At 63.9% G+C, this 26,161-nt stretch carries 22 protein-coding genes; 9 read left to right on the forward strand and 13 right to left on the reverse strand.

The genetic code is table 11. The features are described from left to right. Nucleotides 1–175 precede the first annotated feature (175 nt). Complete coding sequence (locus tag DEIPE_RS17730) at nucleotides 176–937, forward strand: ABC transporter substrate-binding protein (RefSeq protein ID WP_015237354.1); 762 nt, start codon at nucleotides 176–178, stop codon at nucleotides 935–937. Nucleotides 938–1,010: 73 nt separating this feature from the next. Next, a complete protein-coding gene (locus DEIPE_RS17735; RefSeq protein WP_015237355.1) occupies nucleotides 1,011–2,024 on the forward strand; it encodes an amino acid ABC transporter permease in 1,014 nt (337 codons plus the stop codon). A gap of 149 nt (nucleotides 2,025–2,173) precedes the next feature. Here the strand turns inward: DEIPE_RS17735 and DEIPE_RS17740 are convergent, their stop codons facing one another. From DEIPE_RS17740 to DEIPE_RS17755, 4 genes are all read right to left on the reverse strand, one after another. Next, on the reverse strand, nucleotides 2,174–2,989 hold the full coding sequence (locus DEIPE_RS17740; protein WP_015237356.1) for a GNAT family N-acetyltransferase: 816 nt from the start codon (nucleotides 2,987–2,989) through the stop codon (nucleotides 2,174–2,176). Between the two features lie 14 nt (nucleotides 2,990–3,003). Continuing rightward, nucleotides 3,004–4,122, reverse strand: a complete 1,119-nt coding sequence (gene menC, locus DEIPE_RS17745; protein WP_015237357.1) for an o-succinylbenzoate synthase — start codon at nucleotides 4,120–4,122, stop codon at nucleotides 3,004–3,006. 111 nt (nucleotides 4,123–4,233) lie between these two features. Beyond that, nucleotides 4,234–6,246: a TRAP transporter permease gene (locus DEIPE_RS17750; RefSeq protein ID WP_015237358.1), complete on the reverse strand. Its 2,013-nt coding sequence runs from the start codon at nucleotides 6,244–6,246 to the stop codon at nucleotides 4,234–4,236. Nucleotides 6,247–6,438: 192 nt separating this feature from the next. Then, the gene (locus tag DEIPE_RS17755) at nucleotides 6,439–7,398 is read right to left on the reverse strand and encodes a TAXI family TRAP transporter solute-binding subunit (RefSeq protein WP_015237359.1); all 960 of its coding nucleotides are present in this window, start codon (nucleotides 7,396–7,398) and stop codon (nucleotides 6,439–6,441) included. 142 nt (nucleotides 7,399–7,540) lie between these two features. On the opposite strand from DEIPE_RS17755, the gene DEIPE_RS17760 reads away from it, so the two are divergent. The 3 genes from DEIPE_RS17760 to DEIPE_RS17770 all read left to right on the forward strand — a co-directional run bounded on the left by DEIPE_RS17760 (nucleotide 7,541) and on the right by DEIPE_RS17770 (nucleotide 10,866). Further along, nucleotides 7,541–8,287 carry an amino acid ABC transporter ATP-binding protein gene (locus DEIPE_RS17760; RefSeq protein ID WP_015237360.1) on the forward strand — a complete coding sequence of 249 codons (747 nt, stop codon included), beginning with the start codon at nucleotides 7,541–7,543 and terminating at the stop codon, nucleotides 8,285–8,287. A 333-nt stretch (nucleotides 8,288–8,620) separates the two neighbouring features. Further along, the gene (locus DEIPE_RS17765; protein WP_157448922.1) at nucleotides 8,621–9,931 is read left to right on the forward strand and encodes a PQQ-dependent sugar dehydrogenase; all 1,311 of its coding nucleotides are present in this window, start codon (nucleotides 8,621–8,623) and stop codon (nucleotides 9,929–9,931) included. A 188-nt stretch (nucleotides 9,932–10,119) separates the two neighbouring features. Then, entirely contained in the window at nucleotides 10,120–10,866 is a 747-nt protein-coding gene (locus DEIPE_RS17770; protein WP_015237362.1) for a VC0807 family protein, read from the forward strand. 133 nt (nucleotides 10,867–10,999) lie between these two features. On the opposite strand, the gene DEIPE_RS25305 is transcribed toward DEIPE_RS17770, so the two are convergent. From DEIPE_RS25305 to DEIPE_RS17790, 5 genes are all read right to left on the reverse strand, one after another. Beyond that, entirely contained in the window at nucleotides 11,000–11,131 is a 132-nt protein-coding gene (locus DEIPE_RS25305; RefSeq protein WP_015237363.1) for a hypothetical protein, read from the reverse strand. Between the two features lie 156 nt (nucleotides 11,132–11,287). Beyond that, nucleotides 11,288–12,529, reverse strand: a complete 1,242-nt coding sequence (locus tag DEIPE_RS17775; RefSeq protein ID WP_015237364.1) for an MFS transporter — start codon at nucleotides 12,527–12,529, stop codon at nucleotides 11,288–11,290. Nucleotides 12,530–12,568: 39 nt separating this feature from the next. Then, the gene (locus DEIPE_RS17780) at nucleotides 12,569–14,170 is read right to left on the reverse strand and encodes a chloride channel protein (protein ID WP_041231722.1); all 1,602 of its coding nucleotides are present in this window, start codon (nucleotides 14,168–14,170) and stop codon (nucleotides 12,569–12,571) included. 163 nt (nucleotides 14,171–14,333) lie between these two features. Continuing rightward, the gene (bshC, locus tag DEIPE_RS17785) at nucleotides 14,334–15,896 is read right to left on the reverse strand and encodes a bacillithiol biosynthesis cysteine-adding enzyme BshC (protein WP_015237366.1); all 1,563 of its coding nucleotides are present in this window, start codon (nucleotides 15,894–15,896) and stop codon (nucleotides 14,334–14,336) included. Next, complete coding sequence (locus DEIPE_RS17790) at nucleotides 15,893–16,600, reverse strand: Crp/Fnr family transcriptional regulator (protein ID WP_245557565.1); 708 nt, start codon at nucleotides 16,598–16,600, stop codon at nucleotides 15,893–15,895. The genes bshC and DEIPE_RS17790 overlap by 4 nt, the downstream gene beginning before the upstream one ends. Nucleotides 16,601–16,687: 87 nt before the next feature. Here DEIPE_RS17790 and DEIPE_RS17795 point away from each other — a divergent pair, with 87 nt between their 5' ends. Continuing rightward, entirely contained in the window at nucleotides 16,688–17,425 is a 738-nt protein-coding gene (locus DEIPE_RS17795) for a 2-phosphosulfolactate phosphatase (protein ID WP_015237368.1), read from the forward strand. After that, nucleotides 17,422–18,177: a WecB/TagA/CpsF family glycosyltransferase gene (locus DEIPE_RS17800; protein WP_015237369.1), complete on the forward strand. Its 756-nt coding sequence runs from the start codon at nucleotides 17,422–17,424 to the stop codon at nucleotides 18,175–18,177. The genes DEIPE_RS17795 and DEIPE_RS17800 overlap by 4 nt, the downstream gene beginning before the upstream one ends. Before the next feature lie 63 nt (nucleotides 18,178–18,240). Here the strand turns inward: DEIPE_RS17800 and DEIPE_RS22510 are convergent, their stop codons facing one another. The 4 genes from DEIPE_RS22510 to DEIPE_RS17820 all read right to left on the reverse strand — a co-directional run bounded on the left by DEIPE_RS22510 (nucleotide 18,241) and on the right by DEIPE_RS17820 (nucleotide 23,032). Then, nucleotides 18,241–19,011 (reverse strand): hypothetical protein, encoded by a 771-nt coding sequence (locus DEIPE_RS22510; RefSeq protein ID WP_015237370.1) that lies wholly within the window; start codon nucleotides 19,009–19,011, stop codon nucleotides 18,241–18,243. 226 nt (nucleotides 19,012–19,237) lie between these two features. Next, the gene (locus DEIPE_RS17810; RefSeq protein WP_015237371.1) at nucleotides 19,238–20,545 is read right to left on the reverse strand and encodes an aminotransferase family protein; all 1,308 of its coding nucleotides are present in this window, start codon (nucleotides 20,543–20,545) and stop codon (nucleotides 19,238–19,240) included. A 74-nt stretch (nucleotides 20,546–20,619) separates the two neighbouring features. Continuing rightward, complete coding sequence (locus DEIPE_RS17815; protein WP_015237372.1) at nucleotides 20,620–22,191, reverse strand: L-glutamate gamma-semialdehyde dehydrogenase; 1,572 nt, start codon at nucleotides 22,189–22,191, stop codon at nucleotides 20,620–20,622. Between the two features lie 379 nt (nucleotides 22,192–22,570). Next, a complete protein-coding gene (locus tag DEIPE_RS17820; RefSeq protein ID WP_015237373.1) occupies nucleotides 22,571–23,032 on the reverse strand; it encodes an Lrp/AsnC family transcriptional regulator in 462 nt (153 codons plus the stop codon). Between the two features lie 197 nt (nucleotides 23,033–23,229). Between DEIPE_RS17820 and DEIPE_RS17825 the strand changes: the two genes are divergently transcribed. Both DEIPE_RS17825 and DEIPE_RS17830 read left to right on the forward strand, forming a co-directional pair. After that, the gene (locus tag DEIPE_RS17825) at nucleotides 23,230–24,654 is read left to right on the forward strand and encodes a KamA family radical SAM protein (RefSeq protein ID WP_015237374.1); all 1,425 of its coding nucleotides are present in this window, start codon (nucleotides 23,230–23,232) and stop codon (nucleotides 24,652–24,654) included. 129 nt (nucleotides 24,655–24,783) lie between these two features. Next, nucleotides 24,784–26,154 (forward strand): acetyl ornithine aminotransferase family protein, encoded by a 1,371-nt coding sequence (locus tag DEIPE_RS17830; RefSeq protein WP_015237375.1) that lies wholly within the window; start codon nucleotides 24,784–24,786, stop codon nucleotides 26,152–26,154. Nucleotides 26,155–26,161 lie beyond the last annotated feature (7 nt).

A 26,161-nucleotide genomic window follows, 5' to 3' on the forward strand; every position in this document is an offset into this window, starting at 1 on the left:
CCCTTTTTTATTCCTGTCGCAGTGCAGTCACAATCTGTAATACCTGGGCGCTCGCCTGGATATGGCTTGATGGGCGCGCGCTTTACCACCCCTTTACCGTAAGGTAGATTGAACCGAATCGACCATTGCGTCACGTGACGTTCGCGGCAGCTTCACGCTGCCACAGGAGGACTCTATGAAAAAACGACTTACCAACACCGTGCTGGTCCTCGCCGTGCTGGCGACGGCGACGGCTTCCGCACGCACGCTCGCCGAAATCAAGAAGTCGGGTACCATCATCATCGCGACCGAAGGGGCCTTCAAACCCTTCAACTACTTCGAAGGAAAAAAGCTCACCGGCTTCGAGGTGGATCTGGGCGAGGCGGTCGCCAAGGAACTGGGCGTCAAGGTACGCTGGGTGACCCAACCGTTCGATTCGCTGCTGATTGGACTGAACCAGGGACGCTATGACTTCGTGATCGCGTCGCACGGAATTACCCCGGAGCGCGCCAAGGCAGTGAACTTCACCAATCCGCATTACTGCACGGGCGGCGCGATCGTGGCACAAAAGGGCGGCGCACAGAAGGCCGCTGACCTGGCTGGCAAGTCGGTGGCCGTGCAGGTCGGCTCCACCTACGCCGAGAATGTACGCAAGCTTTCGGGCCTGAAAGACGTCAAGACCTACCCTAAAGACAGCGACGCCCAGCAGGCGCTGATGGCCGGGCGTGTCGACGCGTGGGTGAGTGATAAATTTGTGGGCCTGGAAGCCGCGCAGGCGGCAGGCGGGCGGATGCAGGTCGGTGACCTGCTGTTCCAGGAAAAAATTGCCATGGCCGTTCAGAAGGAAAACAGCACCTTGCTCAAGGGTCTGAACGACGCGCTGGCGGCCGTGCAGAAGAACGGCACCTACGGCAAGCTGAGCACCCAGTATTTCAAGCAAAACGTCGCCTGTAAGTAACCTGTAAGTAAAAAGGCAAGCGGGCAGGGCGTGCGGCGGCATTTCTGGCCTCACGCCCTCTATGATTCTTCTCATGACTGACCGCTCGCGTTTCTGGCCGGCCCAATTCATGAATGTCGTGATTCCCGGCAGTGGCTGGCTGATCTCGCCGTTGCAGCGGAAAATGACGGGCCTGCAGATTCTGGCCGCCTGGGTGCTGTTGGCCGGGCTGTTTTTGCTGCTTAATCCGTTCCTGCTGCTGATCCTGCCGATTCTGATTTTTTCGGCCCTGTCGGAGTTCTCGCAGGAATGGGACGGCCAGTTCGGCAAACGGCAGAAGAAGACGCCCAACAATCTGGTCAACAACCTGATGTATGTGCTGGGTTTCGCCGTAGTCTTCTACGGGTTTTTCTACCTGCTGGCCATCGTGTTGCGCTACGTCCCGGAGCCGATCGGATCACGGGCCGATCTGTTCGTCGAAGGCGCGCGCGTGACGTTGACCCTCACCATCGTCGCGGGCGCGATCGGATTGGCCATCGGCGTCCTGCTGGGCCTGATGCGGCTCTCGCGGTTGTGGATTGCCCGCGCGCCCGCGAGTTTTGTGGTGTGGATCATCCGTGGAACACCCCTGCTGGTGCAGCTGCTGTTCGTCTATAACGCCCTGCCGCAGATTCTGAAGGCTGTCGGTCTGGATTTTCAGCTCAACGAGTTCTACTCGGCCGTGCTGGCACTCGCGGTCAACGTGGGTGCGTACAACGCCGAGGTCATTCGTGCGGGTGTGCAGGCAGTGCCGCGTGGCCAGAACGAGGCTGCCCGCTCGTTGGGCCTTGGGAGCCTCACGACCATGTCGTTCGTGGTGATGCCGCAGGCACTGCGGATCGTGCTGCCACCCCTGGTGAACAACCTGATCGCTCTTCTGAAGGACTCGTCGCTGGCTTTCGTGATTGCCCTGCCCGAAGTCACGACGATTGCCTCACGGATTTCCAGCGAGACCTTCCTGCCCATCCCGACCCTCACCACGCTGGCAGTGGTCTACCTGGCTTTGACGACGGTACTGACCTTCTTTACCAACATCCTGGAAACACGGCTGCGGCTGTCGAGCCGCTGACGGGCTCGGCGACCCGTTTATCCGACGCGGGCAGGCTGCAACAGTGCTGCAGCCTGCCGTGTGGAATTTGACGCATGGTGCAGTCCAACGCGGCGGTGGTGGATAACGTGCTGCAGCGTGCGGCACCCCCGGGCAGCGCGGCAGGACCGTCAGGACGCCGGAGTCGGCGGCACTTCACGCTCAAGGACATACAGGTTCCGAGGCGTGCGGCAGAAGCCGCGAATGGCGTATCCGGCAGCAAAGTAGCACTGCAGCGCGTCACGGCCATGCCGACGCCATTCCTGCGCGAGCGCGAGCTCCTGTGTGAGCAATTCTCCGTAATCTGGCGGAATCTGAAAACCCAGTCGTGGAGCGCTCAAATGCGTCATGAACGCTGTTGGAGCAGCTGGATTGATCAGGGGCAGTTCTTGCGCGTTCACAACGGGAAGCTGGCCCGACAGTGCCGACTCCACCGACGCTGAGCGTAATTCCCATTCGGCAAGCACACGGTCGGACGGCACACCCGCGTTGATGCCCGACATCGGGCCGTACAAGTCAGGGTAGTAGTGGCGGATCACCGCGCCGAGCTTGCACAGGTTGAAGTTGGCATTCAGTCCGCGCAATGGGTCGAAGGTCCACACGACCCGCGTGATGCCGCGCTCAAGGCACCACGTGCGCTGAAACGACTTGAGCGCCAGGGCAGCGCCGCTCTTGCGCTGCCCTGGCGTGACGGCCAGCATGTGTGAATGCTGTACCGCCGGATCACGGGTGGGAAAGCCCAGCACGAAGCCGATCATTTCGGTCCCGTGAAACGCGCCGGCCAGCAGGCCCCCCTGCAGCTGCAGGGCCACCAGGATGCCGCGCGGCACCACGTCGCGCTCGTGGCGTCCCCAGGTGGCCAGCTGCAGCTCCTCGACCTGTATGGCTTCGCTGGCGCCGCGCAATTCGCGCACTGACAGCGCCGCTTCTGGCAAGGTGTGGCTCACGACTGCCGGGCCTTTCAGGACGGGCGAAAATCTTCGCTGCGCACCGTGACGCGCTTCAGCACGTCATGATTGAGCGTGACACCCGTGCCCGCTCCCGCCGGAACCGGCATCTCCCCTTGATCGGCTTCCAGGGCTTCATGGACGATGTCGTGCTCCCAGTAGCGGCTGGCACTGGACACGTCCCCAGGCTTGGTGAAGCCAGGCAGGCTCGCCACGTGAATGTTGTGCGCCCGACCCACGCCCGCTTCGAGCATGCCACCCATCCAGAGTGGCACCCCAAAGCTCTGCGCGACCGCGTGAATGCGCACGGATTCGGTGAGGCCTCCACAACGGGCAGGTTTGACGTTCAGAACCCGCCCGGCATCGGTGGTGAGCGCCTTGCGGGCATCCTGGGCACTCAGGATGCTTTCGTCCAGACACAGTGGCGTGCGGATCAGCGACTGAAGTTTGGCATGGTCGTGCAGATCGTCATACGCCAGCGGCTGTTCGATGTAATCGAGTCCCAGTTCGTCGAGCTGCGCAAAGGTGCGGGCGTCGCTGAGGCTGTAGGCGCTGTTGGCGTCCACGGTCATGGTCAGGTCGGGGAATGCCTCGCGCACGGCCCGGACGGGCTCCACGTCCCAGCCGGGTTTGATCTTGAGTTTGATGCGCTTGTACTGCTGCGCGATATGCCGCTCCACCACGTCCACGGTCGTCTCGATGCTCGGCTGGATGCCGAGCGAGACGCCTACCGGGACCCGCTCGCGTGTGCCGCCCAGCAGGCTCTGCAGCGGCACACCCAGGCACCGGGCCCACAGATCCCAGAAGGCCATCTCGACGATGGCTTTTGCCATGCGGTTTCCCCGAAATGGAGCAAGTGCCGCTTCCAGCTGGGCCGGGTTCGCGAACGACTGCCCCAGCACCTTCGGCAGGAACACCTCGCGCACCAGGTACTCCGCCCCTGGCACCACTTCTTCGCGGTAGGAGGGTAGACGCTCCATCACGCCTTCGCCGTATCCTTCCATGCCGCCGCCCCGCAGGGTCAGCAGGAGGATGGTGCGTTTGGTCTGAACGCCAAAAGAAGTCTCGAAGCGGAACTTGAGGGGCAACTCCAGCAACCGGAGTTCGGCGCTTTCGATGGTGACGCGGGTCATGCGGTGAATGATGCCATGAAACGGTCATCCGGCGCACCCCAGGGCGGGCCGCACGCATGAAGGAAGGCCCCGACCGGGGGTCGGGGCCTTCTGGGAGCTCGATCATCGCCTTCAGACGGCAGGACGGGCAGGCACAGCCGGGCGCAGCTTCTGCCAGGTGTAGACCAGCCCGATCAGCGTGAAGCCGGCCACGTCGGTGACCAGGCCGGGCGTGATCAGCAGCAACGCGGCGGCCAACAGGATGAGACGCTCCAGGATATTGCTGGGCTTGTGCAGAAAGCCCAGGGTCGCTGCTGAGAACGCGACCAGCCCGACAAAGGCGGAGAAGGCAATCCAGGCCCCTTCGCCGAAAGAAGAGACGCCGATCAGCAGCAGTTTCGGGTTGAAGAACAGCATGTAAGCCAGCAGGGCCGTGCGCAGCTCGTAAATGAAGCCCTGTACGCCGGTCCGGAAGGGATTTCCCTTGCCGATGGCAGCCGCGGCGTACCCGGCAAGCGCTACGGGAGGCGTGCTATCAGCCATGATGCCGAAGTAAAACACGAACATGTGCACGGCGAGCGGCGGCACGTTGTATCCGGAGGCCTGCGCCAGATTCGAAATCACTGGCACGATCAGGCTGGCCATCACGATGTAGTTGGCCGTGGTGGGCAAACCCATGCCGAGCAGCAGACTGATCAGCTGCGCCATGATCAGCACGACGATCAGGTTTCCCCCCGAGACGGCTTGAACGATGTCCGTCAAACCGAAGCCGATCCCGGTGATGGTCACCATGCCGACGATAATGCCCGCAGCAGCAGTGGCCAGTGCAATGCCGACCATGTTGCGCGCACCGGTTTCCAGGCTCTGCACGATCATGGTTCCGGCGCTTCGTGCGCCAAGTCCGAGACCGTCACCACGACGGGCGGCACGCACGAGTTCCTGAATGATCAACAGCAGCACCATCACGCCGATGGTGTTGAGCGCCGCGCGCTCGGGGGTGATCTGCTGAATGGCAAGCGCGTAGATCAGGTAGATGATCGGAATGAAGTAGTGAGCGCCAGCCCGCAGTACGGGCGCCAGCGGCGGCAGTTCGCTGCGCGGCACCCCTTTGAGGCCCAGCTTCAGGGCCTCGATGTGCACGGTCACGAACAGCGCAGCGTAGGCCAGCACTGCCGGAACGGCCGCCGCCAGAATCAGGCTGGTGTACGAGATATTCAGGAAGTTCGCCATGATGAAGGCCGCCGCCCCCATTACCGGGGGCATCAGCTGACCGTTGCTGGAACTGGCGACCTCGATACCGCCCGCTTTTTCAGGACTGTACCCGATGCGCTTCATAAGCGGGATGGTGAACGTGCCGGTCGTGACGACGTTCGATACGCTCGAACCGCTCACCACGCCCGTGAGGGCAGAGGACACCACGGCCGCCTTCGCCGGACCTCCACGGAAATTGCCCAGCAGGCTGTAGGCGAGCTGAATGAAGAAGTTGCCCGCGCCGGCTTTGTCGAGAAACGCGCCGAACAATACGAACAGAAACACGAAGGTGGCGCTGACGCCCAGCGGCGTCCCGAAAATGCCTTCTGTAGACAGATACAGCTGAGCAACCAGCTGGTCCCACTTCGCACCCGCGTGCAGCTGCAGCATGCGCGGCAACTCGAACGGAAGAAGACCGCGAGGTCCCGTGGCCGCATAGACCATCAGGGCCATGGCGATGATGGGGAGGGCTGGGCCCAGCGCCCGCCACGAGGCTGCCAGCAGCAGTACGATGGTGACCGTTCCCGTCCAGACATCGAGACGGTTGGGCACCCCACCTCGCAACAGGATGTCCTGAAAAGCCACCACGATATACAGCGTGCCCAGCACCGCCGCGACGCCAAGCAGCCAGTCGGCCCATGGAACGCGTTCCCGCGAGCTGCGCTTGCTGAACGGATAGACCAGAAAGGCCAGCGAGAACGCAAACGCGAGGTGGGCCGCGCGCAGCAAAATGGGCTCCATGTTCCCGACGTATGTCGAGTACAACTGAAACAGGCTCCAGGCTACCGCAAGGACACCCGCGAGCAGGCGAGTCTTGCCGGTGACACGGCGTCCGCCGAGCTCTGTCTGCTCCAGCAGTTCCTGGGCCGCCTGATGTTCGTCTTTGTCCGCCATTCTTGCTCCTCTTGATAATGTGCCTGCTTGACGCCGCGCCACAGGGCACCGGGCGGGCAAGCCCAGGCGCCGGACACAGCAGACAGGCCAGCGTGCTCTCTGGAACGCTGGCCTGTCAAGTGGGTCGGGAACGCGGGTGCGCCGTTCCTCAGGGGAGCGGGGCAGCACCGGACGCGTCACCCTCAGCGTGAATCAGCGAACGGCACCCTTTTCCCGGAAGAACTTCTGTGCGCCGGGGTGCAGCGGGGCAGGCAGTCCTTTCACGGCTTTTTCGTAGCTGAAGTTGTTCGACAGGTTGGGGTGAATGGCCTTCAGGCTAGCTTCGTTCTCGAAGATGGCCTTGGTTGCCTTGTACACGGCGTCTTCGCTTTCGTCCGTCGAGGTGACGAGCGTCGCCTGCACGGCCACGGTGGGCACGGTGGCATCGACACCACGGTAGTTCTTGCCGGGGATGTTGAAGCGCACGTAGAAGGGGTACTTCTTGAGCAGCGTGGTGGCGTTGTTGCCGGCCACCGGCACGAGGTTCACGGACGTGGTCAGCGCGATCTGCTGAATTGCCGATGCGCCCAGGCCGACGGTGTAGAACAGCGCGTCGGCGCGTCCGTCCTGCAGCAGCTGGGCGCCCTGGGTGGGATTCACGCGCACGGTCTGGCCGAGGTCGCTGAACTGCAGACCATAGGCTTCGAGAATCTGGCGGGCGTTCTGCTCGGTGCCCGAGCCGACGTCACCAACGATGACGCGCTTGCCCTTGAGGTCGGCGACCGAGCGGATGTTGGCGTCCTTGCGTGCGACGATGTGAACCAGCTCCGGATAGAGCGCGGCGACCGAGCGCAGCTTGGTGTTGGCCTTGCCTTCAAAGGCGGCGAGCCCTGTTCCACGGTAGGCGTAAAAGACCACGTCGTTCTGAGCGATGGCCATCTGCAGTTCGCCGGTGCTGAGGGCGTTCACGTTGAAGACGCTGCCACCCGTCGAGCGGGCGTTGGCACGCAGGCCAGAGTTCGAGTCGTTGACCAGTTTGGCCATGCCGGTTCCCACTGGGAAGTACACTCCCGTGGTTCCGCCGGTACCGATGGTGATGAAGTTGCTGCCTTGCGCGTACGCGACGGCGAGCGCGCCCAACACGAGCGTTCCAGCCAGGATTCCTTTTTTCATTGCAGACCTTTCCGACAGAGCATGGCTGTCCTTTGTGCAGGTGAAATATCTTGATGAAGGGTAGCACAAGCCCCCCGGTATTTTGGTGGTCGTGGCGGCAAATGCATGAAACAGAGGCGTTTCGCTGTACACTTCGCTCAACGTGAAGAAGCACGGCGAAGACATTATCGTGGCGCGCGGCGTCCACAAGTATTTCGGCGAGTTCCACGCCCTGCGCGGTGTCGACATGACAGTCAAAACCGGTGAAGTCGTGGTGATCATCGGCCCCTCGGGCAGCGGCAAGAGCACCTTTATCCGTACGCTCAACCGCCTCGAGCCTCACAACAGCGGACAGATCATCGTAAACGGCATCGAGCTGAAAGACGGCAGCAACCTCGACGCCATTCGCCGTGAAGTCGGGATGGTCTTTCAGTCCTTCAACCTGTTTCCGCACCTCAGCGTGCTGCACAACATCACCCTCGCGCCGATGAAAGTGCGTCGCTGGAGCAAGACCAAAGCCGAAAAGACTGCCATGGAACTGCTCGAACGCGTCGGTATTCCAGAGCAGGCGCACAAGTTTCCGGCACAGCTCTCCGGCGGTCAGCAGCAGCGGGTGGCAATTGCGCGCGCGCTGGCGATGCAGCCGAAAGTGATGCTTTTCGACGAGCCCACTAGTGCGCTTGACCCGGAGATGATCAAGGAAGTGCTCGACGTGATGAAAGAGCTCGCGCAGAGCGGCATCACCATGCTGGTCGTCACCCACGAAATGGGCTTTGCAAAGGAAGTGGCTGACCGGGTGGTCTTCTTCGATCAGGGCAACATCGTCGAGGAAGCGACCCCGGAGCAGTTTTACAATTATCCGAAGCACGAACGTTCCAAACTGTTTCTGTCACAGATTCTCGGTCACTGAGTGTATTGCCCGAAACCGCGAACGGTGTCGGTTCTTTGGCCAGGCCACCTCTTTGGCCAGGTCACCTCTTTGGCCAGGCCACCGATGACCGAAGCCACGTGTCGCCTGCACATTGCCCTCATTGGAAAATGGTGGAGGGCAACTGAAGCGCCCTGCACGTACCTGCCACGGGAAACTCATGGCCATTCACGATTCTGAGACCAGGACGATGCGTCCTGGAGGGTTTTCATGTTACATTCACGTCAGTTTTTTGGAACGTTGACAATCGGTCTGACGCTGCTTCTAGGTCTGGGAGCATGCGGAAGCAGTGGCGACCAGAATTCGGGAGGGTCCTTGCCCAATTCCCCGCAGGGGATGCAGCAAGTCAATCTGGAAGTTCCAGGCGGCATGGGAGACGCCAAGGTCAGTGCCAGTCGGCGCCTGACCGTCCCGAGCGGCTTCAGCATCCAGGTGGTCGCCCGTGTGGCTGGTGCGCGCTTCATGGCCGTCGCTCCCAACGGCGACGTACTGGTTTCACAGCCTGGCGCGGGCACCATCGTCCGGCTTGTGGTCAAGCCAGGACAGGCCGCTCAGCAAAATGTGTTCGTCTCAGGCCTGGTGATGCCACACGACATGGTGTTCGCCACGGTCGCCGGCACCACTTACCTGTATGTGGCGGTGCACGACAAGGTCGTTCGCTACGCCTACACCAACGGCATGATCCAGGCTTCAGCGGCGCAGACCGTGGTGGAGGGTCTGCCCACCGGAAGTTCCGAGGATCTCCGCGGATCGTACGCCCACTACCTCAAGAACATCGTGATCAGCCCGGACGGGAGCAAGCTGTATGTTTCCGTGGCCTCGGAGACCAACGCCGACCCCAAAATCGACCGGCCGGCAATGGAGGGTGGCAGCGGCGTCGAGCGCGGTGCCATCTATGAATTCAATGCTGCGGCGCTCGGGCAAAAGATCGCCGCCAATGCGCAGCCATACGCCCGTGGCGTGCGCAACGCCGAAGGGCTGGCCTTTGCGCCAAATTCGAACGACTTATGGATCGCCGTCATGAACCGCGACGACGTGCGCTGTCCGAAAGGAATCGACTGTACCGGCGACGGCAAGCCTGACGACGGCGCGCTGATTCAGTCGTACGTCGACAAAAATCCGCCGGACTTGATCGTAAAAGTCAAGCCGGGCGCCGATTACGGCTGGCCCTACTGCAACGCCGATCCGCGCGCTGGGGTGAACAACATGCCCTACCTCAACGACTTCGAAAACAACGCCGATGGCAAGAAGTTCAACTGCGCCACCGCCGAACGCGCCACCAAGGGACTGGGGGCCCACGAAGCGCCGCTGGGGCTGACCTTCTGGCGCAACGGACCCGCAGAATTCAGAAATGTCATGACGGTCGGTTTGCACGGCTGCTGGAACTGCTCGACGTACGTCGGCTACAAGGTGTCCTACTTCCCCGTGAACGGAGGCACCATCGGCGCACAGCGTGACCTGGTCACGGGCTGGGTCACCGATACCATGAACCCCGGCAGAAAAAACTGCTCCGAGGTCCAGGACAAATGCTGGGGTCGCCCGGTGGACATGGCCGACATGCCCGACGGCAGCCTGCTGATTTCGGACGATTACACTGGCACCATCTACCGGCTGTACAAGAAATAAAGCCCGTCTGCGGTGATGGCTGATCTCTCGGAGCGCGTTTCCGGGAGATCAGCCATCACCGTGTATTCCACTTTTTGTGTGCCCCTCCGCGTGACCGGCCATGCCGCACCGCAAGCGGGAGCGTTCCTTGGCGGCTGGGCCACTGGGAACGATACAATACACTCCATCGTGCCGCGAGGATTCCAGATGTGACCCGTCCTGCGCCGCGCTCCCGTCCCAGCTGGGCGAACTACGTCATGGACGTCGTGTTCACCCTGATCGTGCCGTTGGCCTGTCTCCGTCCGGTGCTGCCCTTCACCGACCAGGGACTTGGTATGCTGGTCGGCCCCGTTGCCGCCTACCTGACCGCCAGCCTTGTGCCGGTCACGTACCTGCTGCTGTCCGTGCTGCTGGCCCGGCGCGTGAACACCGTCACCACCCTGGCCGCCGCCAGCGCCCTGATGAGCGGCGCACTGGCGTTCTGGCCGCTCAGCGGCGTCGCTTTTGCCATAAAAGACTCGTCTGGGTCGTTGTTCCTGCTGATGGTTACTTCTGGATCGCTCTGGCTTCGTAGGCCGTTGTTCACTTCGATTCTACAGGTGGCACTCCTACCAGGCACCCCAAGGCAGGAAATGCAATTGCGGACGCTGCTTGCCACTCCTGGTATGTATGACGCCACCCGGCGCGCCACGGTCGCGCTGCAACTCAAAGCGCTGCTGGTGGCCAGCACCAACATCATTGTGAAAAGCGCCATGGTGAGCGCTCCGTTCGGCACCCAGACCTTCAATTCCCAGCTGGCCAGTGCGACAGCAGTGATGATTCCGCTGGCCTACCTGGCCAGTGCTGCCGGATACGGGTTGGCCCTGTGGTTCATCCGGCGAGGCTTCACGCGCCTGCTTGGCCGCACCGTACCCATGTGGGGTGAAGGATTCTGGAAGGCCCTGCCGCCGAACTGAGTGCGGGCGCTGGCACGGCAGGTCGTCCGGGCGTCGTTTGCCGCTCCGTGCCATAGGCGCCCTTCTTCCGCGGCAGCGTGAAGGTGAAACGACTTGTGCTGCCCGCCTTTGCCACTCAGCCTGCCGAGCTCAGTCATGCCCGTCGTGCTTGCGGAGGCGTTCTGGGGGCGGGCGCGGCATGGCTGGTGCCACTGTGGTTCATTCGGGCGAAAGCGGGAGCGATGGACAGCAGGATCAGCAGGGAGATCAGCAGGGAATCGCGCATTTCGTTTCCCTCACTGTCGAGGCCAAACGGGCATTGTGAGTTCTCGTAAAGTCCCGAGCGCTCCCGTTCGGCTTCGGTGTGCCGAGGTCGACCGAAAAGGTGCTCATGACAGCGGTCGCCGCGTTCAGGCAGCCCAACGGCGGGGAAACTGGCCTTTCATGCGTCACGTCTCAGGCGGTTCGACCACCACCACGCAAGGGCGTACAGGGTAATGCTGACCGCGAACACGGCCCGGTATCCCAGGGTGTCGGCCAGCAAGCCGCCCAGCACCGGAGCGAACAGCGCTACTCCCACGATGGTGTTGAGTGTCCCGATGTAGCGTCCGCGCGCATGAGGTGGCGCCAGGTTGAGCAGATGGTTGGTATGCCCCAGGTTGAAGCCTTGCGCGGCCACGCTGGTCGCGACGAAGACCAGCAGGTAGGCTCCCGGCCACCAACTCGACAGGGTCAAGGCGAGCAGCGGAGCGAGCAGCGCGCAGGCTGCCGACGCGCGGATAATCCGGCGTGATCCGTGTCCCTGCGCCAGTCGGGTCCAGACGATGTTCGACAAGGGCGCCGTGCCCGCCAGGACCATCAGAAACACTCCCAGCATGCTGGTAGGCATTCCCAGCTCGCGCAAGGCGAACACCGCATAAAATGGTTCGGAGAGGCTCGCAAAGGCCAGCAGCAGCCGCACGCTCAGAAACGCGCGGAAGTCGCGGTCCTCGCGCAAGGTCAGGGGAATGGCGCGCAGCTCCGCCCGGAGGTTGCTGGGCGGCTGGGGCGGGTCAGGGGGTTCCTGTATCCGGCCAAAGACCCCGTACCCCAGGGTAAACGCCACCGTCGCCAGGGTAAAAATGACCGTGTAATTGTACGGAAAGGGAATCGGTGAAGCGAGAATTTCCCGTACTGCCAAGCCGGCCAGAAACGCCAGAATACCCCCGACGAGGTTACGTACGCCAAAGAACGCCGTCCGGCGTTCGCTGGGAATGGTCTTCGAGACCACTTCCAGAAACGGCAGACCCGAAACGCCCGACGCCAGAGCATTTATGACCATGCCCAAAATGAAGCTGGTCAGCAGAACGCCCGGATAGTCGATCAGCAGCGCGCTCGACGCGATCATCCACAGGTAGCTGATCACCCGGATGGTGGCGGCACTGCGGTAGACCGGGAGTTTGTAGGGATGCTGCCGGATGCGCGCGGCCACCAGAATCTGCGGCAGCATCCAGCCACCCGCCTGAATAGCAGGCAAAAGGCCGATCACGGCGTTTGAGGCGCCCAGACGGCTGGCGAAGCCGGCCAGGACCACCGAGGCATTGAGAAAGCCGTCGCCGATGAATACCAGCCAGCCGTTCAGCACTCCGAATCGGTAATTGCGGTCTGCCCACTCGGACGCGCGGCGTTGTCTCCAGGCGTGCACCGGGACATCCTACCTGACGGTGGCCTGTCTCGCCGTGCGTTAGCGGGCACGCAGCGAGGAGAGGGTGGCCGCGAAACCCTCGAACTGGTCCGGCGAGGCCAGCAGCACCAGCTCATCGTTTTCCTGAAAGATCTGCATGGGCTCCGCGACGCGCACGTCGCCCCCGCGAACGAGCGCGACGTATTGCACGCCCACCGGCCAGACCACGTCGTCGGCGCCCAACCCCTGCCATCCGTCCGGCAGGGGAACCCGGTAGAGTTGCTCTTCGACAGGAGCCTTATCCAGCGCCGGGCGCTCCTCGGGTGGCATATTTGCGTTTTCAGTGTCCGGCATCACCGCTGCCTGGGCGTGAACCGGGCTGAATGCGTGGCTGCGCACCTGTGGTCGCACGATGCTGGCCTCACCGCTGAGGGCGTGGGCCAGCAGGGTGCCCGCGAGCAACGCGGGCAGCAGTGCGTCGCCGCCCCAGGTGGCCAGCAGCAGGGTCGCTGCCACCGGAACGTTGTGCGAGGTGGTCAGAAAGGCTGCAGCGCCCACCAGTCCACCCACGGCAGGGTCAAGTCCCAGCGCTGGAAGCAGCGATGAGACGCCCACACCCAGCAAGCCCCCGGCGCTCACCGCACTGAGCACGGTGCCTCCCAGGGCGAGCCACGCTACGCCCACCAGCAGCAACAGCCGCAACAGTCCCTGCCACAAGCTCTCAATATCCTGGAACCCCCTTAGGGCCACCTGCAGCCAGCCGGCGCCGTCTCCAACAGTTTCCGGCACGAAGTAAGCCAGCACCGCAGCCAGCGAGGCAAACACCGTGACGCTTGCCGTATGCCACCAGTGGTGCTGCTCCAGCCCTGGCAGCGCTTCACGCGCCTGTGTCACCAGCCAGGCCGCCAGACTGACGACCAGGGCCAGCAGCGCGTACATCGGTACCTGCGCGAGTCCGGGGAACTGCATGACGGAAGTCACCAGCAACGGTGAGAAGCCGTGAAGCGCACCATAGACTGCGTAGGCCGCCACGCTCGCCAGCACGGCTGGAAGCAGCACCTCGAACTCGAATTCGAAGCGCCGGTACAGCACTTCCACGATCAGCACGGCCGCCGCGAGTGGAGCGTGCAGCACCAGGCCCAGCGCGGCCCCAACGCAGCTCAGCGCGAGAGTGCGCGCTTCTGTCCGGCTCAGGCGGGCCATCCGGGTAAGCAGCCTGGCGCTGAGGTTCCCCAGGGCAGTAAAGGGCCCGTCACGCCCGACGGCCACACCCGACAGGTAAGCCAGCGTACTGGCCACCAGGCTGCGCCCGTCCGCTGCGGTGTCCGGCAGGTGCCGGTCGTCGTGATACTGGCGCACGGCTTCTTCCAGGGGATCATGACGCATACCGGGCCTCAGCAGCGCGGCCAGGGTTGCCAGGACCGGCAGGGCCAGCAGGCCCAGCGGCGCCGCTTCCCCAAAGGCCATCAGCAGCCCACCTTCACCCGGTGTGCCCGGTGGCCGGAAGCGCGTCACGAACGCCAGGGCACTGACAAGCTGGTCGAGCACCACGCGCAGCCCGCTGCCCATGAGCCCGACCAGCGCTCCCGCCAGCAAGCCATAAATGACCACCCGGCTCGATTCGAGCCGGGTCATCACGTTTCGGGGAAGGGATTGACGCACGCTCGCCACTGAACTGAATAGTAGAGGATTTTTTCAGGCGGCGTCCGAAAGCACGCCCCGGGAGTGCGTGACTGGCCCATTTGCTTTGGCTTCAGGCGCCTGGTTCTGAGGGCCGGTTTCGCGTTGCTCTCTCGTCAAGGCGACCGGCCTCACCGCCGTGCTCTCAGATCTCCACCGGGCCAGTCCAGCCGGGCGCCAGCGTCATGAGCCGTTTGAGCGGAGCACGACCGTGCTTGAGCAGATAGGTCAGAAAGTTCATCTCGCGTTCCTGAGCGACGCCGCGCGGCAGCAGGTGTGCGTATAGACGCCCGACCTGACCTTCGCGTGTCTGTTCGGCGTCGATCAACGCTCGCCGCGCCTGGGACTGCAGCCTTATCAGGCGGGTGAGTGTCCGTTCCCGCGTGCGTTGCACGGCGCCGCTGAGCGTCGGGTCGAGGTTGCCGATTTCCTGCATGAGCTGACTGAATTCGCGCTCCAGAATGCCCAGACGATCCTCAGCGAGGGCAGCAGCACCCCGTTCACGCGCCAGTGCGCTGCCCAGCGCGTCGTGGGGCGCCGCCTGAAACGCAGCTGCCGTCAGTCCGAAGCGCTGCAGCAGGCGGACGACGGGCGGTTCGAGCCAGGTGACGCTCAGACGAGGCAACAGCACCGGTTGGGGCACGCCATGCAAATCGTAGACTCCCCGCAGTTCGGCACAGTAGGCGATCTCGCCCGGCCCGACCACAAAAGCGGCAGTGGGCAGGATACTGTCTTGCAGAATCGGACGAAGTCCGGCGGCAGGTGTGATGCGGCCGGGATTGCTCTCCAGAATCCGCTGCAGTTGCTGACGATCGTACCGGCGGTCCGCTTCGAAAAAACGTCCGTCCCAGCGCAGCAGCCGCCGCTGCCCGTCTTCACCTTCCAGAAACAGGTTGGTGGCGCCCTCGGGCCGGCGCAATTGCGCCACATAGCCGCGCGCTTCCAGGGCGCGCGCGGCCTCCTCGATGCGCTGTGGCCCTTCGCGCGGCCGGTCGAGTTCACGTGCGAGGGCGGGCGCAAACAGGGCCGTCAGCGCCGGGTGCAGCGGATCGAGCACCAGCAGGCCGAACTCTCCCAGCAGCGAATGCACCAGCCGCGCAAAGACATCAGCGTAACTGCCCTCGCGCATGGCAGCGCGCAGGACCGCGCCCAGCCAGAGGCGGTGGGCTTCGGGAGCGGCGAAGCGCTCGAGCAGCGCCTCCACCTCATGTGTCCATTCCTCACGCCAGGGAATGCGGCCCACCGGCACGCCCAAAGGAAGATCGAGCGTCAGGTGGTGCAGGGCTTCATTCATATCGAGCAGGGTCGTCGAGGCGACCTCGGCGGCGTCGTGATCCTGACTGGCGATCCAGTAGACCGCGACCACCGGCGCCTCGTCCTGATCGAGTGAACGGGCCCGCAAGACCGCGTCGGCGCCCTTATGGACGCTGTAGGCCGGACCGGTCAGCAGGCCCGCCTGTTGACCGGTCACCACCACCCGTGAATTCGGATGGGCCAGCCGCGCCAGTTGTGTCTCGACACTCCGGTCGAGCGTGCCCAGGTCGCGGTGGTAAGCGCGGAGGGCCTCACTCAGGCCGGCGCGGTCCACATCACGGCGGGCCGTCCTGGTTGAATTCAGATCGGCGGGGGAGCAGCCGAAGAAGTCACTCAGCTCCCCGGCCGCGTACGCTTGTGCGATGCTTCGTCGGGTGGTCACAGGACAGGTCATAGGCCGTGAATCGGATGCTCGGCCACGTCACGCAGGCCGGCTTCGTCGAGCACTACGATGCGGCGGTAGCCGAGATCGAGCAGACCGCGTTCCTTGAATTCGCCCAGCAGCTTGGTGATGGTTTCCCGGGTGGAGCCCACCAGATAGGCCAGATCCTGATGCGACACGCGGCCCTTGAGGGCTTTCTTGCCTCCCTCTCCGGCGCTGTTCAACTCTGCCATGGTGAGCAGCGCACCCGCGAGGCGCTGCGACACTTCCAGAAAGACGAGGCTTGAGAGGCGTTCTTGCAACGCCCGGGTCTGCCGGGTGAGCTGCGCGCTCAGCGCCACACCCAACGCCGGCTGAGCCCGCAGCAGCTCGCGCAAAGTGGTGCCGCCGATGGCCAGGGCCTCGCCGCTCTCGAGCGCTTCGGCATACTGGCCGTAGCTGCTTTCGCCGTGCAGCCCGGCGGTTCCGAAGAGTTCCCCGCCCTGGTGCACGGCGACCGTTACCTCGCGGGCACCCGAACCGATGCGGTAAAGCCGCACCCGACCGCCCTGCAGCACGTATACCGTTTCGGCAGAGTCTTCTGTGTGATATAAAAGGCCGCCACGGTCGAAATTGACGCGGCGCGCACTGGCCAGCAGGGCAGCGCGCGCGTCCGGCGGCAGATCGTGCATGAAGCCGCTCTGCATGCGGTCAGTATCCGTGCCAGGGTGCGCCATAAACGCAGTGTAATGCACGTTTCACTCCATGATAGAATTCACGCCGGACGAGCGCCGAACCTGCGAGTGCGGCGTTGTGGGAGGAAGATGCGGCTCAGAGTAGATTTATTGCCAGGACGCGAGTACCCGGACGTTGTGATTCTCGTCGACGTCCTGCGCGCCACCACGGCCGCGCCGATCGTGCTGGAAAAGACCGGCTTGTTCGTGACTCCCAGCCTGCGGGCTGCCCGGGCCTTTGGCAGTGCCCGATCACTGCTGGTGGCCGGCGAACGTGACGGCCTGCCGCCCGAAGGTTTCAATTACAGCGCCTCGCCTGACGACCTGCGTCGTGCACGCTTCGAGCGCGATGTCGTTTTGACCACCGAGAATGGCCCACGCGCTCTGGCGCAGGTCGTGGGTGCACGCCACGTGCTGCTGGGCAGCTTTTACAATGCGCGCGCCGTGACCGAGGTGGCCCTTCGGCTGGCAACCGAGGAGATCAGCCTGGTATGCGCTGGCATGCGCGGCGAGGAAGCCATCGAAGATATCGTCTGCGCGGGTTTCCTGTCCCGCCGGATCGAGAAGCTGGCCCCAGTCGAGGTGCGTGAGCGGGTGCGCCTGTCGCAGGCCCTGCTGCGTGCGTATGCCGATCCCCTGGAAGCGTTGGCCCAAAGTGCCAGCGGCGCCCTGCTGATGAAGCTCGGCCTGTTCGAGGACCTTGCTGTCGCGTCGCTGATCTCGCACTCGTCGGCCGTTCCGCGACTTGCGAGCACCGAAGAGCACGAAGGGCACCCGGTCTACGCCTTCGAGGACGCCAACCGTGCTCCGGCTGTGGGAGCGCCGTGAGCAGGCGGTTGGAACTGCTGAGCCTGCCACTGGATCCGCTGGATTTGTCCGGCGCAGTGGAGACCACCTCGGCCTGGATCACGGCCGAGTCACGGACGCCTCGCACGGTCGTCACCCTCAATCCGGAGATCGTGGTGCAGTCGCAGCACAATGAAGCGCTGGCTCAGGCAATCCGTTCGGCGGACCTTGTGACGGCTGATGGTGTGGGGATCGTGTGGGCCGCCCGACAGCTGCTCGGCGAGACACTGCCCGGGCGCGCTCCCGGCATCGACATCGCCTTCGAGCTGATGGCGCGGCACGGCGCGAGTTTACGGGTCTTTTTGCTGGGCGGTCAGCCCGGTGTTCCAGAACTGGCCGCTCAGCAGGCCGTCCAGCGCTGGGGTGTGACGGTTGTCGGTGCTCACCACGGTTTTTTCGCCGCCGCCGAGGACCAGCGGATCGCTGAACTGGTGCGCGACGCGCAGCCTGACCTGCTGCTGACCGCGATGGGCGCAGCCCGGCAGGAAATCTTCAATCAGTATTGGGGCCTGATCATGAACGTGCCCGTGATGATCGGCGTGGGTGGGACACTCGACGTGCTGGCGGGAACCGCTCAACTCGCGCCGGGCTGGACGCGCCGAATGGGCGTCGAATGGATCTGGCGTGTGGCCGGGGACCGCCGCCGTTGGAACCGGGCGCCGCGTTTGGCCCAGTTTGTCCGTCTGGTGAGACGCGAACGGCGCCGACTGGCAGCGCGCGAGCAGGGACGCTGACCCGCCCGTATCGCGCCGACCGTGCAAAGCCGCAGACCGGCAGGCGACCGCCGCGCCAGGCGGTCACAGCTCGAAGTCACGCGGGCGGCGTTGCAGCCTTTGCTCCAGAAAACGCTGGTGGGCCAGCAGCGACAGGCTTTCGGAGCGCGCAGCGTCTTCCAGAACGCCTCGCACTGCCTCCTGCAGCATCGTCAGCTGCCCCATCAGCAACTCCCGTCCGGTTTGGCCGCCTTCCAGCACGACCGCATCGGTCGCCGCGCCGGGCAGTCGAAGATACGCGTTCACCGTGTCCGGCAGATATTGCCTTACCGCCTGGTGAAGCAGACGAGCGTACTCGCCGTCCTCCAGGGCCCGTGAATTCAGATAGGCGCCGGTCTCCTCGACGACGCGCTGAAACTCACGAACCGCGATGACGGCCTCAACTGGCAGATCAGCGGCCGTGCGCGACAGCAGCTCCTCGATACTCTTGCTTAGTGCGTCGTCCGCCTGTCCAGGCACCACCCGACCCGCCGCCGGCCGGGTGTCCCTCCTTTGAGCTGACCGTTTATCCAGGCACGTGTTATCCAGGCACGCGCCGCGCTGAGTGCCCAGACGTTCGTTTTCGCGTTGGTGCCCCCGCCGTGCCCTGCTTTCCCTGGGGCCGCTCAGCACCGAAAGAATCCAGATCAGCGTCACGAGGGCGGCCATGTTGACCAGCCAGAAGTTGGCCGTGAGAATCGCCAGGGCGGTCATGAGGAGGGCGGCTACAATCGGCCCCGGGAGTCTCTCGTCGCGTGAAGATCGGCGTACCAGCAGCGCCAGGGCGATCAGGGCGATGATGATCAGTAACGGCATGTCGCTTGGGGCTCCTTTCGGAATAGAAACTCGGACGGCAGGCGAGGAGCAGGGTCACGGATGCAAAGTACCCACCTGCTTGCTGCCCATTACGAGCGTTACGGTGCCTGGGTTCCGCCAGAGTTCGCCCAGGCCGGGCGCCGGACGCGCGCAATCCGGGCGTGGCGCCCGAACGCCAGACCGGCACTTCGTGTCCTGCCATCGGCAGGCGGAGCCAAGCGCGTGCTCAGGCCGGGTGAGTCCGCCCCGTCAGGGTTTCAGTGCAGGCGACGCGCAGCAGCGACAGCAGCTCGTCCAGCTCACGGTCGGTCGCGTTGAGCGGTGGCCCCAGCAGCAGGTGGTCACCGCGCCGGCCATCGAGCGCGCCACTTCCAGGGTACGTGATCAGACCATGCGCGAAGGCCGCTCGGCCGAGCCGCTCGGCCAGACCGGGATCGTCGTAGGCTTCCCGGGTGTCAGGGTCGCCCAGGACCAGGCCCAGCATCAGGCCCCGGCCGCGGACCTCCAGAATCTGTGAAAAATCCTGCGCAAGGTCGCGCAATCCCGCCAGCAGCGCGTCACCAGCACACCGGCTGCGTTCTACCAGATTCTGCTGTTCGATGACTTCGAGCACCGCGTCACCTGCCGCCAGGCTGATCGGGTGTCCGGCGTACGTGAACCCGTGCTTGAAAGCGCCCGAGCCCTCCATCACCGCCGCATGGACGTGGGGTGCGGCCAGCACCCCGGCCAGCGGCGCGTACCCGGCGGCAAGCCCTTTGCCAAGCACCAGCAGGTCCGGGGTGACGTGCCACTGGGATAGCGCGAACATCGAGCCTGCCCGCCCGAGGCCGCACATCACCTCGTCGGCGATGAACAGCACGCCGTGGCGTGCACAAATGCGCTGCACCTCCTGGTAGTACCCCGCAGCAGGGGAGAGGGCCGCGTCGGAGGCCCCAACCACCGGTTCGGCGATGAAAGCCGCGACCGACTCAGGCCCCAGCTGTAACAGCAGCGTCTCGAGCTGCCGCGCATCCTGCTCACCATCGACCCTGGGGTCAGGGCGCGGAATCTTCGGGAAGGCGTCCTCGTTCAGGAGTGGTCGGTACAGCGCGCGCCGTGCACCCATTCCGGAGGCGGCCAGCGCACCCAGGCTGGCACCGTGGTAGCTGGGTTTGCGTGTCACGATTCGGTAGCGGCCGCTTTCGCCCCGTTCGGTGTGGTACTGGCGGGCGAGCTTGATGGCACTTTCGACCGCTTCCGAGCCGCCTGACACGGCCCAGAAGCGGTAACCGTCCTGGGGGAGCAGGCCCGCGAGGCGCGCGGCGTAGCGTTCGTAGATCTCGCTGGTGAACTGGCTGCCGTGGACGAAAGGCAACGCGCGGGCCTGCCGGCCCAGCGCGTCGGCGATGCCCGGGTGCCCATGACCGATGTTGGCGACCAGGGCGCCCGACGCGCCGTCCAGATAGCGCTTGCCTGAAGCGTCCCACAAATACACACCCTGACCACGAACGGCCACCGGATAGGTCTTGGCCGAGCGGTGAAACACGCTGCTCACCGGTGGCCCGCCCCACGGAATGGCCGAGCGACGTGATTCGCTCCGTAAAGGAAAAGAAAAAGCACGCGTCGTCCTCAGTATTTCTGGGCGATGGTCTTGGACTGCAGGAACCAGAACAGGTAGTCCGGCCCTCCAACCTTGGCGCCCGTGCCGCTCAGGTTATAACCGCCAAAGGCGTGGGTACCGCTGAGCGCGCCCGTACATTTGCGGTTCAGGTACAGGTTGCCGACGTGAAAGCGTCGGCGTGCTTCGTCAAGCTTGTGCGGGTCCCGGCTGTAGAAACTGCCCGTCAGGCCAAATTCCGAATCGTTGGCCAGTTCCAGGGCGTGCTGCCAGTCGCGGGCGCGTGTGAAGGCCAGCACAGGTCCGAACAGCTCCTCACGAAACAGTCGCGAGTCGCGTGGAACCTCGCTGAAAATTGTGGGCTGGATAAATGCGCCGTCACAGTCTTCGACTTGAACCCGCTCACCCCCCAGCACCAGTTTCGCCTGCTGCTTGCCCTCCTCGATGGCACGCAGCAGGCGTTCTCCCTGGCGCATCTCGATGACCGGACCGACCTCGAAGGCCTCTTCACCCGGACCGACCCGCAACTGGGCGGCGCGCTCCACGACTTTGGCGAGCACCTCGTCGTACACGCTGTCCTCGACAATGGCCCGCGAGCAGGCGCTGCACTTCTGCCCGGCGTACCCGAACGCGGCCTGCACGATGCCCGTCGCGGCGGCATCGAGATCGGCGTCGGCGCAGACGACCGTGGCGTCCTTGCCGCCCATCTCGGCCATCACCCGCTTGAGCCAGATCTGCCCCGGCTGCACCCGTGACGCACGCTCGTAAATGCGCATCCCGATTTCCTTGCTCCCCGTAAAGGCCACCATGCGGACCCGGGGATGGTCCACCAGCGGATCGCCCATCTGGTCGTCCTCGCCGGTCAGGAAATTGACTACCCCTTTCGGCAAGCCGGCCTGCTCCAGAATTTCGAGCAGCAGCCAGGCACTCAGGGGTGCCTCGGACGCGGGTTTGAGCACCACGGTATTTCCGGCGGCGATGGCACCGAGGGCCATGCCCAGTGGAATGGCACTTGGGAAATTCCAGGGTGAGATGACCGCCACGACCCCGATGGGCTCGTAGATCATCGTGACGTGTTCGTCGGGCATGGGCTCGACCGGTTTGGGCTGGGCCCACTTCAGCGCTTCACGGGCGAAGATCTCGAAGTGGTCGACGCTCTCGGCCACCTCGCCGTCGGCTTCTGTCCAGTTCTTGCCATTTTCGAGTGTCATGACGGCGTTCAGTTCCATGCGCCGCGCGCGCAGCAACTGACCGGCGCGTTTCAGGATCGTGGCGCGCTGCAGAGGATCTGAAAATCGCCAGGTTTCGTATGCTTCGGCCGCTGCCGAAACGGCGCGCTCCAGGTGCTCACGCTGCGCTTTTGGAAAACGCCACACCACCTCGGCGTTCTGCGCGGGGTTGGTCACGGCGAAGGTGTCGGTCAGCTCGACGCGCTCACCCCCCAGGATCAGTGGAAAGGAACGGCCCAGGTAGGTTTGACGCACGTAGCGAAATGCCTCGCGCTGTCGTTCGGCCACCTCAGGGCAACTGAAATCAAAGTACGCTTCGTGGGTAAAGGGCAACAGACCCGCAATCAGGCTCATAGATCTCCTTTTGAACGCCGAAATGCGCTCGAAACATCAAGGTTTTTCTGAGCCTAACACGCGTTTTTTGCGCGGCGACCGTGTCTTGCCATGCGTCAAGAACTCCTCGAACGCACTTTGCAGACGCTTGCGCGCGGCGCACATCACTTTACATTTGCCGCAGTGGTGTTCGCCCCCACACCATTGTCGTCATCAGGTTGACGACCACCGCAGTGACGCTCCGCAGAGGTGGCAGCACCAAGCTGCGGTGAGCGGCCGGGCGAATCGTTGGAGCCCCGGCTTTACCCGGGGCCGACATCGCGCCTGACCGTGCAGATCACGGCGTTCGCGTCGAACCACTCGACACTTACCGGCTTTTCCTGCGCTATGGATGCCAGGTCTACCCTTTGATCATCTCGCGCGGGGGAAGCAGTTTCTTGCCGTGAAGGGGCGTGGACAGCACGATGCTGGTCGAGCAGGTGAAGCCCATCTGGATCAGTTCGCCCAGCAGCGCGTCGAGGGCCTGGACGTGCTCGACGGCCACCTTGATGATGCAGCTGTTGCCACCCGTGACACTGTGGACCTCCAGGACCCCGTCGCGCTTCTCCGACCAGCGCACCAGCTGCGGGTCACGCTGCCCGCTGTCCTGTACCCCGATAAAAGCGGTGATCGGTCGGCCGAGGGGCTCAGGAGCGACCCGCGCACCGTACCCCAGAATGACTCCCGCGTCTTCCAGCCGACGCACGCGCTCGGTGACCGCCGGGGCTGACAGGTCGACCCGCCGTCCAAGCTCGCGCATCGAAAGCCGTGCGTCCTGCTGAAGTTCGGTGAGGATCTTGAGATCGGTCGGATCAAGCTTCATGCCGGCATCTTATCAAACGTAAAGTCGGCGACTCATAATTCTGGGCTGCTGCTTCACGAAACCGCCGCGCGGCCGTGAAAAGCCCATTCAAAGTGTTCCCGGTTTCTTTCTAGACTAAACCTAACAACCGTTCGAACTGGTGGCGCGCTTGCGGATCGCGTTCGCCCACCAACGACCGTTCATTGAGAGGAGCGCTTATGCCGCTGCACCCGCAGGCCACCACCCGTTCACAACAGATGCTTCCCCGCAATCACCGCGCAGACACCTGGAGGGAGGTGCCCGACGAGCTGTGGTATGACTGGAAGTGGCAACTGAAGAACCGCATCAACTCCCTTGAAGAACTCGAAGCCATCCTCGAACTGACCGAGTCCGAGCGGCGTGGCATCAGCGCCGAGGGAATCTTCCGGCTGGACATCACCCCGTATTTCGCGTCCCTGATGGACCGGACCGACCCCACCTGCCCGATTCGGCGCCAGGTCATCCCAACGCACCACGAGCTGACTCCTTTCACCAGCATGATGGAAGACTCCCTGGCCGAGGACCGCCACAGCCCGGTGCCCGGCCTGGTTCACCGCTACCCGGACCGGGTGCTGATGCTGGTGACCACCCAATGCGCGAGTTATTGCCGCTATTGCACACGCAGCCGTATCGTGGGCGACCCCAGCGAGACCTTCAAACCTGCCGAGTATCAGGCGCAGCTCGACTACCTGCGGCGCACACCACAGGTGCGTGACGTGCTGCTCTCGGGCGGCGATCCCCTGACGCTGGCGCCCAAGGTGCTCTCCGGGCTGCTCTCCGAGTTGCGCAAGATCGAGCACATCGAGATCATTCGCATTGGCACGCGCGTGCCGGTGTTCATGCCCATGCGGGTGACGCAGGAACTGTGCGACGTGCTGGCCGCGCACCACCCGCTGTGGATGAACATTCACATCAACCACCCGCGCGAGATCACCCCGGAAGTCGCTGAGGCCTGCGACCGCCTGACGCGCGCCGGTGTGCCGCTGGGCAACCAGGCGGTGTTGCTGCGCGGGGTGAACGACCACGCGGTCATCATGCAGAAGCTGATGCGCGAGTTGGTCAAGATTCGCGTTCGCCCCTACTACATCTACCAGTGCGACCTCGTGCACGGCGCCGGACACCTGCGCACGACCGTCGCCAAGGGCCTGGAAATCATGGAGAGTCTGCGTGGGCACACCAGCGGCTACAGCATTCCCACTTACGTGGTCGACGCGCCCGGCGGTGGCGGCAAGATTCCGGTGATGCCCAACTACGTCCTGGCGCAAGGTGGCGACAAGCTGATTTTGCGCAACTTCGAGGGCTATATCGCCGCCTACAGTGAGCCGACCGACTATACCGGTCCTGACATGGCCGTGCCGCAGGACTGGGTTCGCCAGGAGCCCGGTCAGAGCGGCATTTACGGTCTGATGGAGGGTGAGCGGATCAGCATCGAGCCCAAGGAGTTCAGCGAGTCGCGCCACCGGCCCGGAGCGACCCAGCACCGCCTCAACAGTCGCGAGGACAAGTGGGCGGCTTATGGAGTGGGTCAGGCGGCCGCGAACACCGTGACCGACACCGCGCCGGACGGCATGCTCGATACCCCGCTGCACAGCGGCGATGACTGACCCTCGTGCCCCATAGCAAGGAATGAATCTGCCCGACTGCAGTGGACCGGGCGCCGAACCAGAACCCCACTGCTGCCAACACACTTGCGCTGAACGCCAATCGCTGAAAGCCCTGGCAAAGGAGCCCGCATGACCTTCACCTCGATTCGCCGCCCTGTGATCAATACCCCGCTTCCCGGCCCCAAGGCTGCAGAACTGCTCGCGCGCGACCGTGTGCGGTTGTCGACCAGCTACATGCGCCCGTACCCGTTCGTGCCCGACTTTGGCGAGGGTGTCTGGCTGACCGACGTTGACGGCAACACCATGCTCGACTTTATGGCAGGTATTGCCGTGAGCACCACGGGCTACAACCATCCGCATGTGGTGGCAGCCATCACAGAGCAGGCCCAGCGGTTTATGCACGTCTGCCTCACCGACTATCCCCAGGAGGTCACCACCTGCCTTGCCGAACGTCTGATTGCGCACGTCGCGCGTCCAGGTGAGCCCTGGCGGGCCTTTTTCGGCAACAGCGGCGCCGAGGCCGTCGAGGCCGCGGTGAAGCTGGCGCGCAACCACACTGGCCGCAGTCACATCATCTCCACGCTGGGTTCATTCCACGGCCGCACCTACGGCGCCATTACGCTGACCGGCAGCAAGACCAAGTACAAGCGTGGCTTTGGTCCCCTGCTGCCCAACGTCAGCCACATTCCCTACCCCAACCCGTTTCGTCCACCCTTGGGCAGCACGCCAGAAACCTGCGCGGACGCGGTGCTGTCCTATCTGGAAGACACGCTGTTTCAGACCGTGATCCCGGCTGACGAGGTTGCCGCCATTATCGTGGAGCCGCTGCAGGGCGAAGGTGGGTACATCGTGCCGCCAGCCGACTTTCTGCCCAAGCTGCGCGCCCTGTGCGACCGCCACGGCATCCTGTTGATCTACGACGAGGTGCAGGCCGGGATGGGACGCAGTGGGAAATTCCTGTCTTACCAGCACTTTTTCGAGGGCGGTGACGTGCAGCCCGACATCATCACGATGGCCAAGGGCCTGGCCAGCGGTATGCCCATCTCGTGCATGTTGGCACGCGAAAGTGTCATGACCTGGCCGGTGGGCAGCCACGGGAGCACCTTCGGCGGCAATCCGGTCGCGGCCGCAGCCGCGCTGGCGACCCTGGACTTGCTCGAAGGTCACGTGCGCCACCCTGGCTGTGGCGAGAGCCTGATGCACAATGCCGCCAACGTCGGGGATTTCGTGCTGGGCGAACTGCGCGCGATGCAACACGAGTTCGGCTTTCTCGGCGACGTGCGTGGCAAAGGCCTTTTCATCGGACTGGAGTTCGTCGGCACGAATGGTCGTGCCGATGGGGCACTGCGTGACCGGGCCAGCATGGCGATGTTTCAGCGTGGACTATTGAACCTCGATTGCGGCGAGAGCACGATCCGCATCAGCCCGCCGCTCATCCTGACGCGTAATGAGGCCGGGGTCGGCCTGGAATTGATGCGCGAAGCCCTGTCGAGCCTGTAGTTTCTGT

Origin of the sequence: Deinococcus peraridilitoris DSM 19664, assembly GCF_000317835.1 — a bacterium.
GTDB lineage: Bacteria > Deinococcota > Deinococci > Deinococcales > Deinococcaceae > Deinococcus_A > Deinococcus_A peraridilitoris.

Coding starts and splice junctions, on each gene's coding strand:
- DEIPE_RS17730 (WP_015237354.1), top strand. CDS start 176: ATGAAAAAACGACTTACCAACACCGTGCTGGTCCTCGCCGTGCTGGCG.
- DEIPE_RS17735 (WP_015237355.1), top strand. CDS start 1,011: ATGACTGACCGCTCGCGTTTCTGGCCGGCCCAATTCATGAATGTCGTG.
- menC (WP_015237357.1), bottom strand. CDS start 4,122: ATGACCCGCGTCACCATCGAAAGCGCCGAACTCCGGTTGCTGGAGTTG.
- DEIPE_RS17750 (WP_015237358.1), bottom strand. CDS start 6,246: ATGGCGGACAAAGACGAACATCAGGCGGCCCAGGAACTGCTGGAGCAG.
- DEIPE_RS17755 (WP_015237359.1), bottom strand. CDS start 7,398: ATGAAAAAAGGAATCCTGGCTGGAACGCTCGTGTTGGGCGCGCTCGCC.
- DEIPE_RS25305 (WP_015237363.1), bottom strand. CDS start 11,131: ATGCGCGATTCCCTGCTGATCTCCCTGCTGATCCTGCTGTCCATCGCT.
- bshC (WP_015237366.1), bottom strand. CDS start 15,896: ATGACCTGTCCTGTGACCACCCGACGAAGCATCGCACAAGCGTACGCG.
- DEIPE_RS17790 (WP_245557565.1), bottom strand. CDS start 16,600: ATGGCGCACCCTGGCACGGATACTGACCGCATGCAGAGCGGCTTCATG.
- DEIPE_RS17795 (WP_015237368.1), top strand. CDS start 16,688: ATGCGGCTCAGAGTAGATTTATTGCCAGGACGCGAGTACCCGGACGTT.
- DEIPE_RS22510 (WP_015237370.1), bottom strand. CDS start 19,011: ATGCCGTTACTGATCATCATCGCCCTGATCGCCCTGGCGCTGCTGGTA.
- DEIPE_RS17815 (WP_015237372.1), bottom strand. CDS start 22,191: ATGAGCCTGATTGCGGGTCTGTTGCCCTTTACCCACGAAGCGTACTTT.
- DEIPE_RS17820 (WP_015237373.1), bottom strand. CDS start 23,032: ATGAAGCTTGATCCGACCGATCTCAAGATCCTCACCGAACTTCAGCAG.
- DEIPE_RS17825 (WP_015237374.1), top strand. CDS start 23,230: ATGCCGCTGCACCCGCAGGCCACCACCCGTTCACAACAGATGCTTCCC.
- DEIPE_RS17830 (WP_015237375.1), top strand. CDS start 24,784: ATGACCTTCACCTCGATTCGCCGCCCTGTGATCAATACCCCGCTTCCC.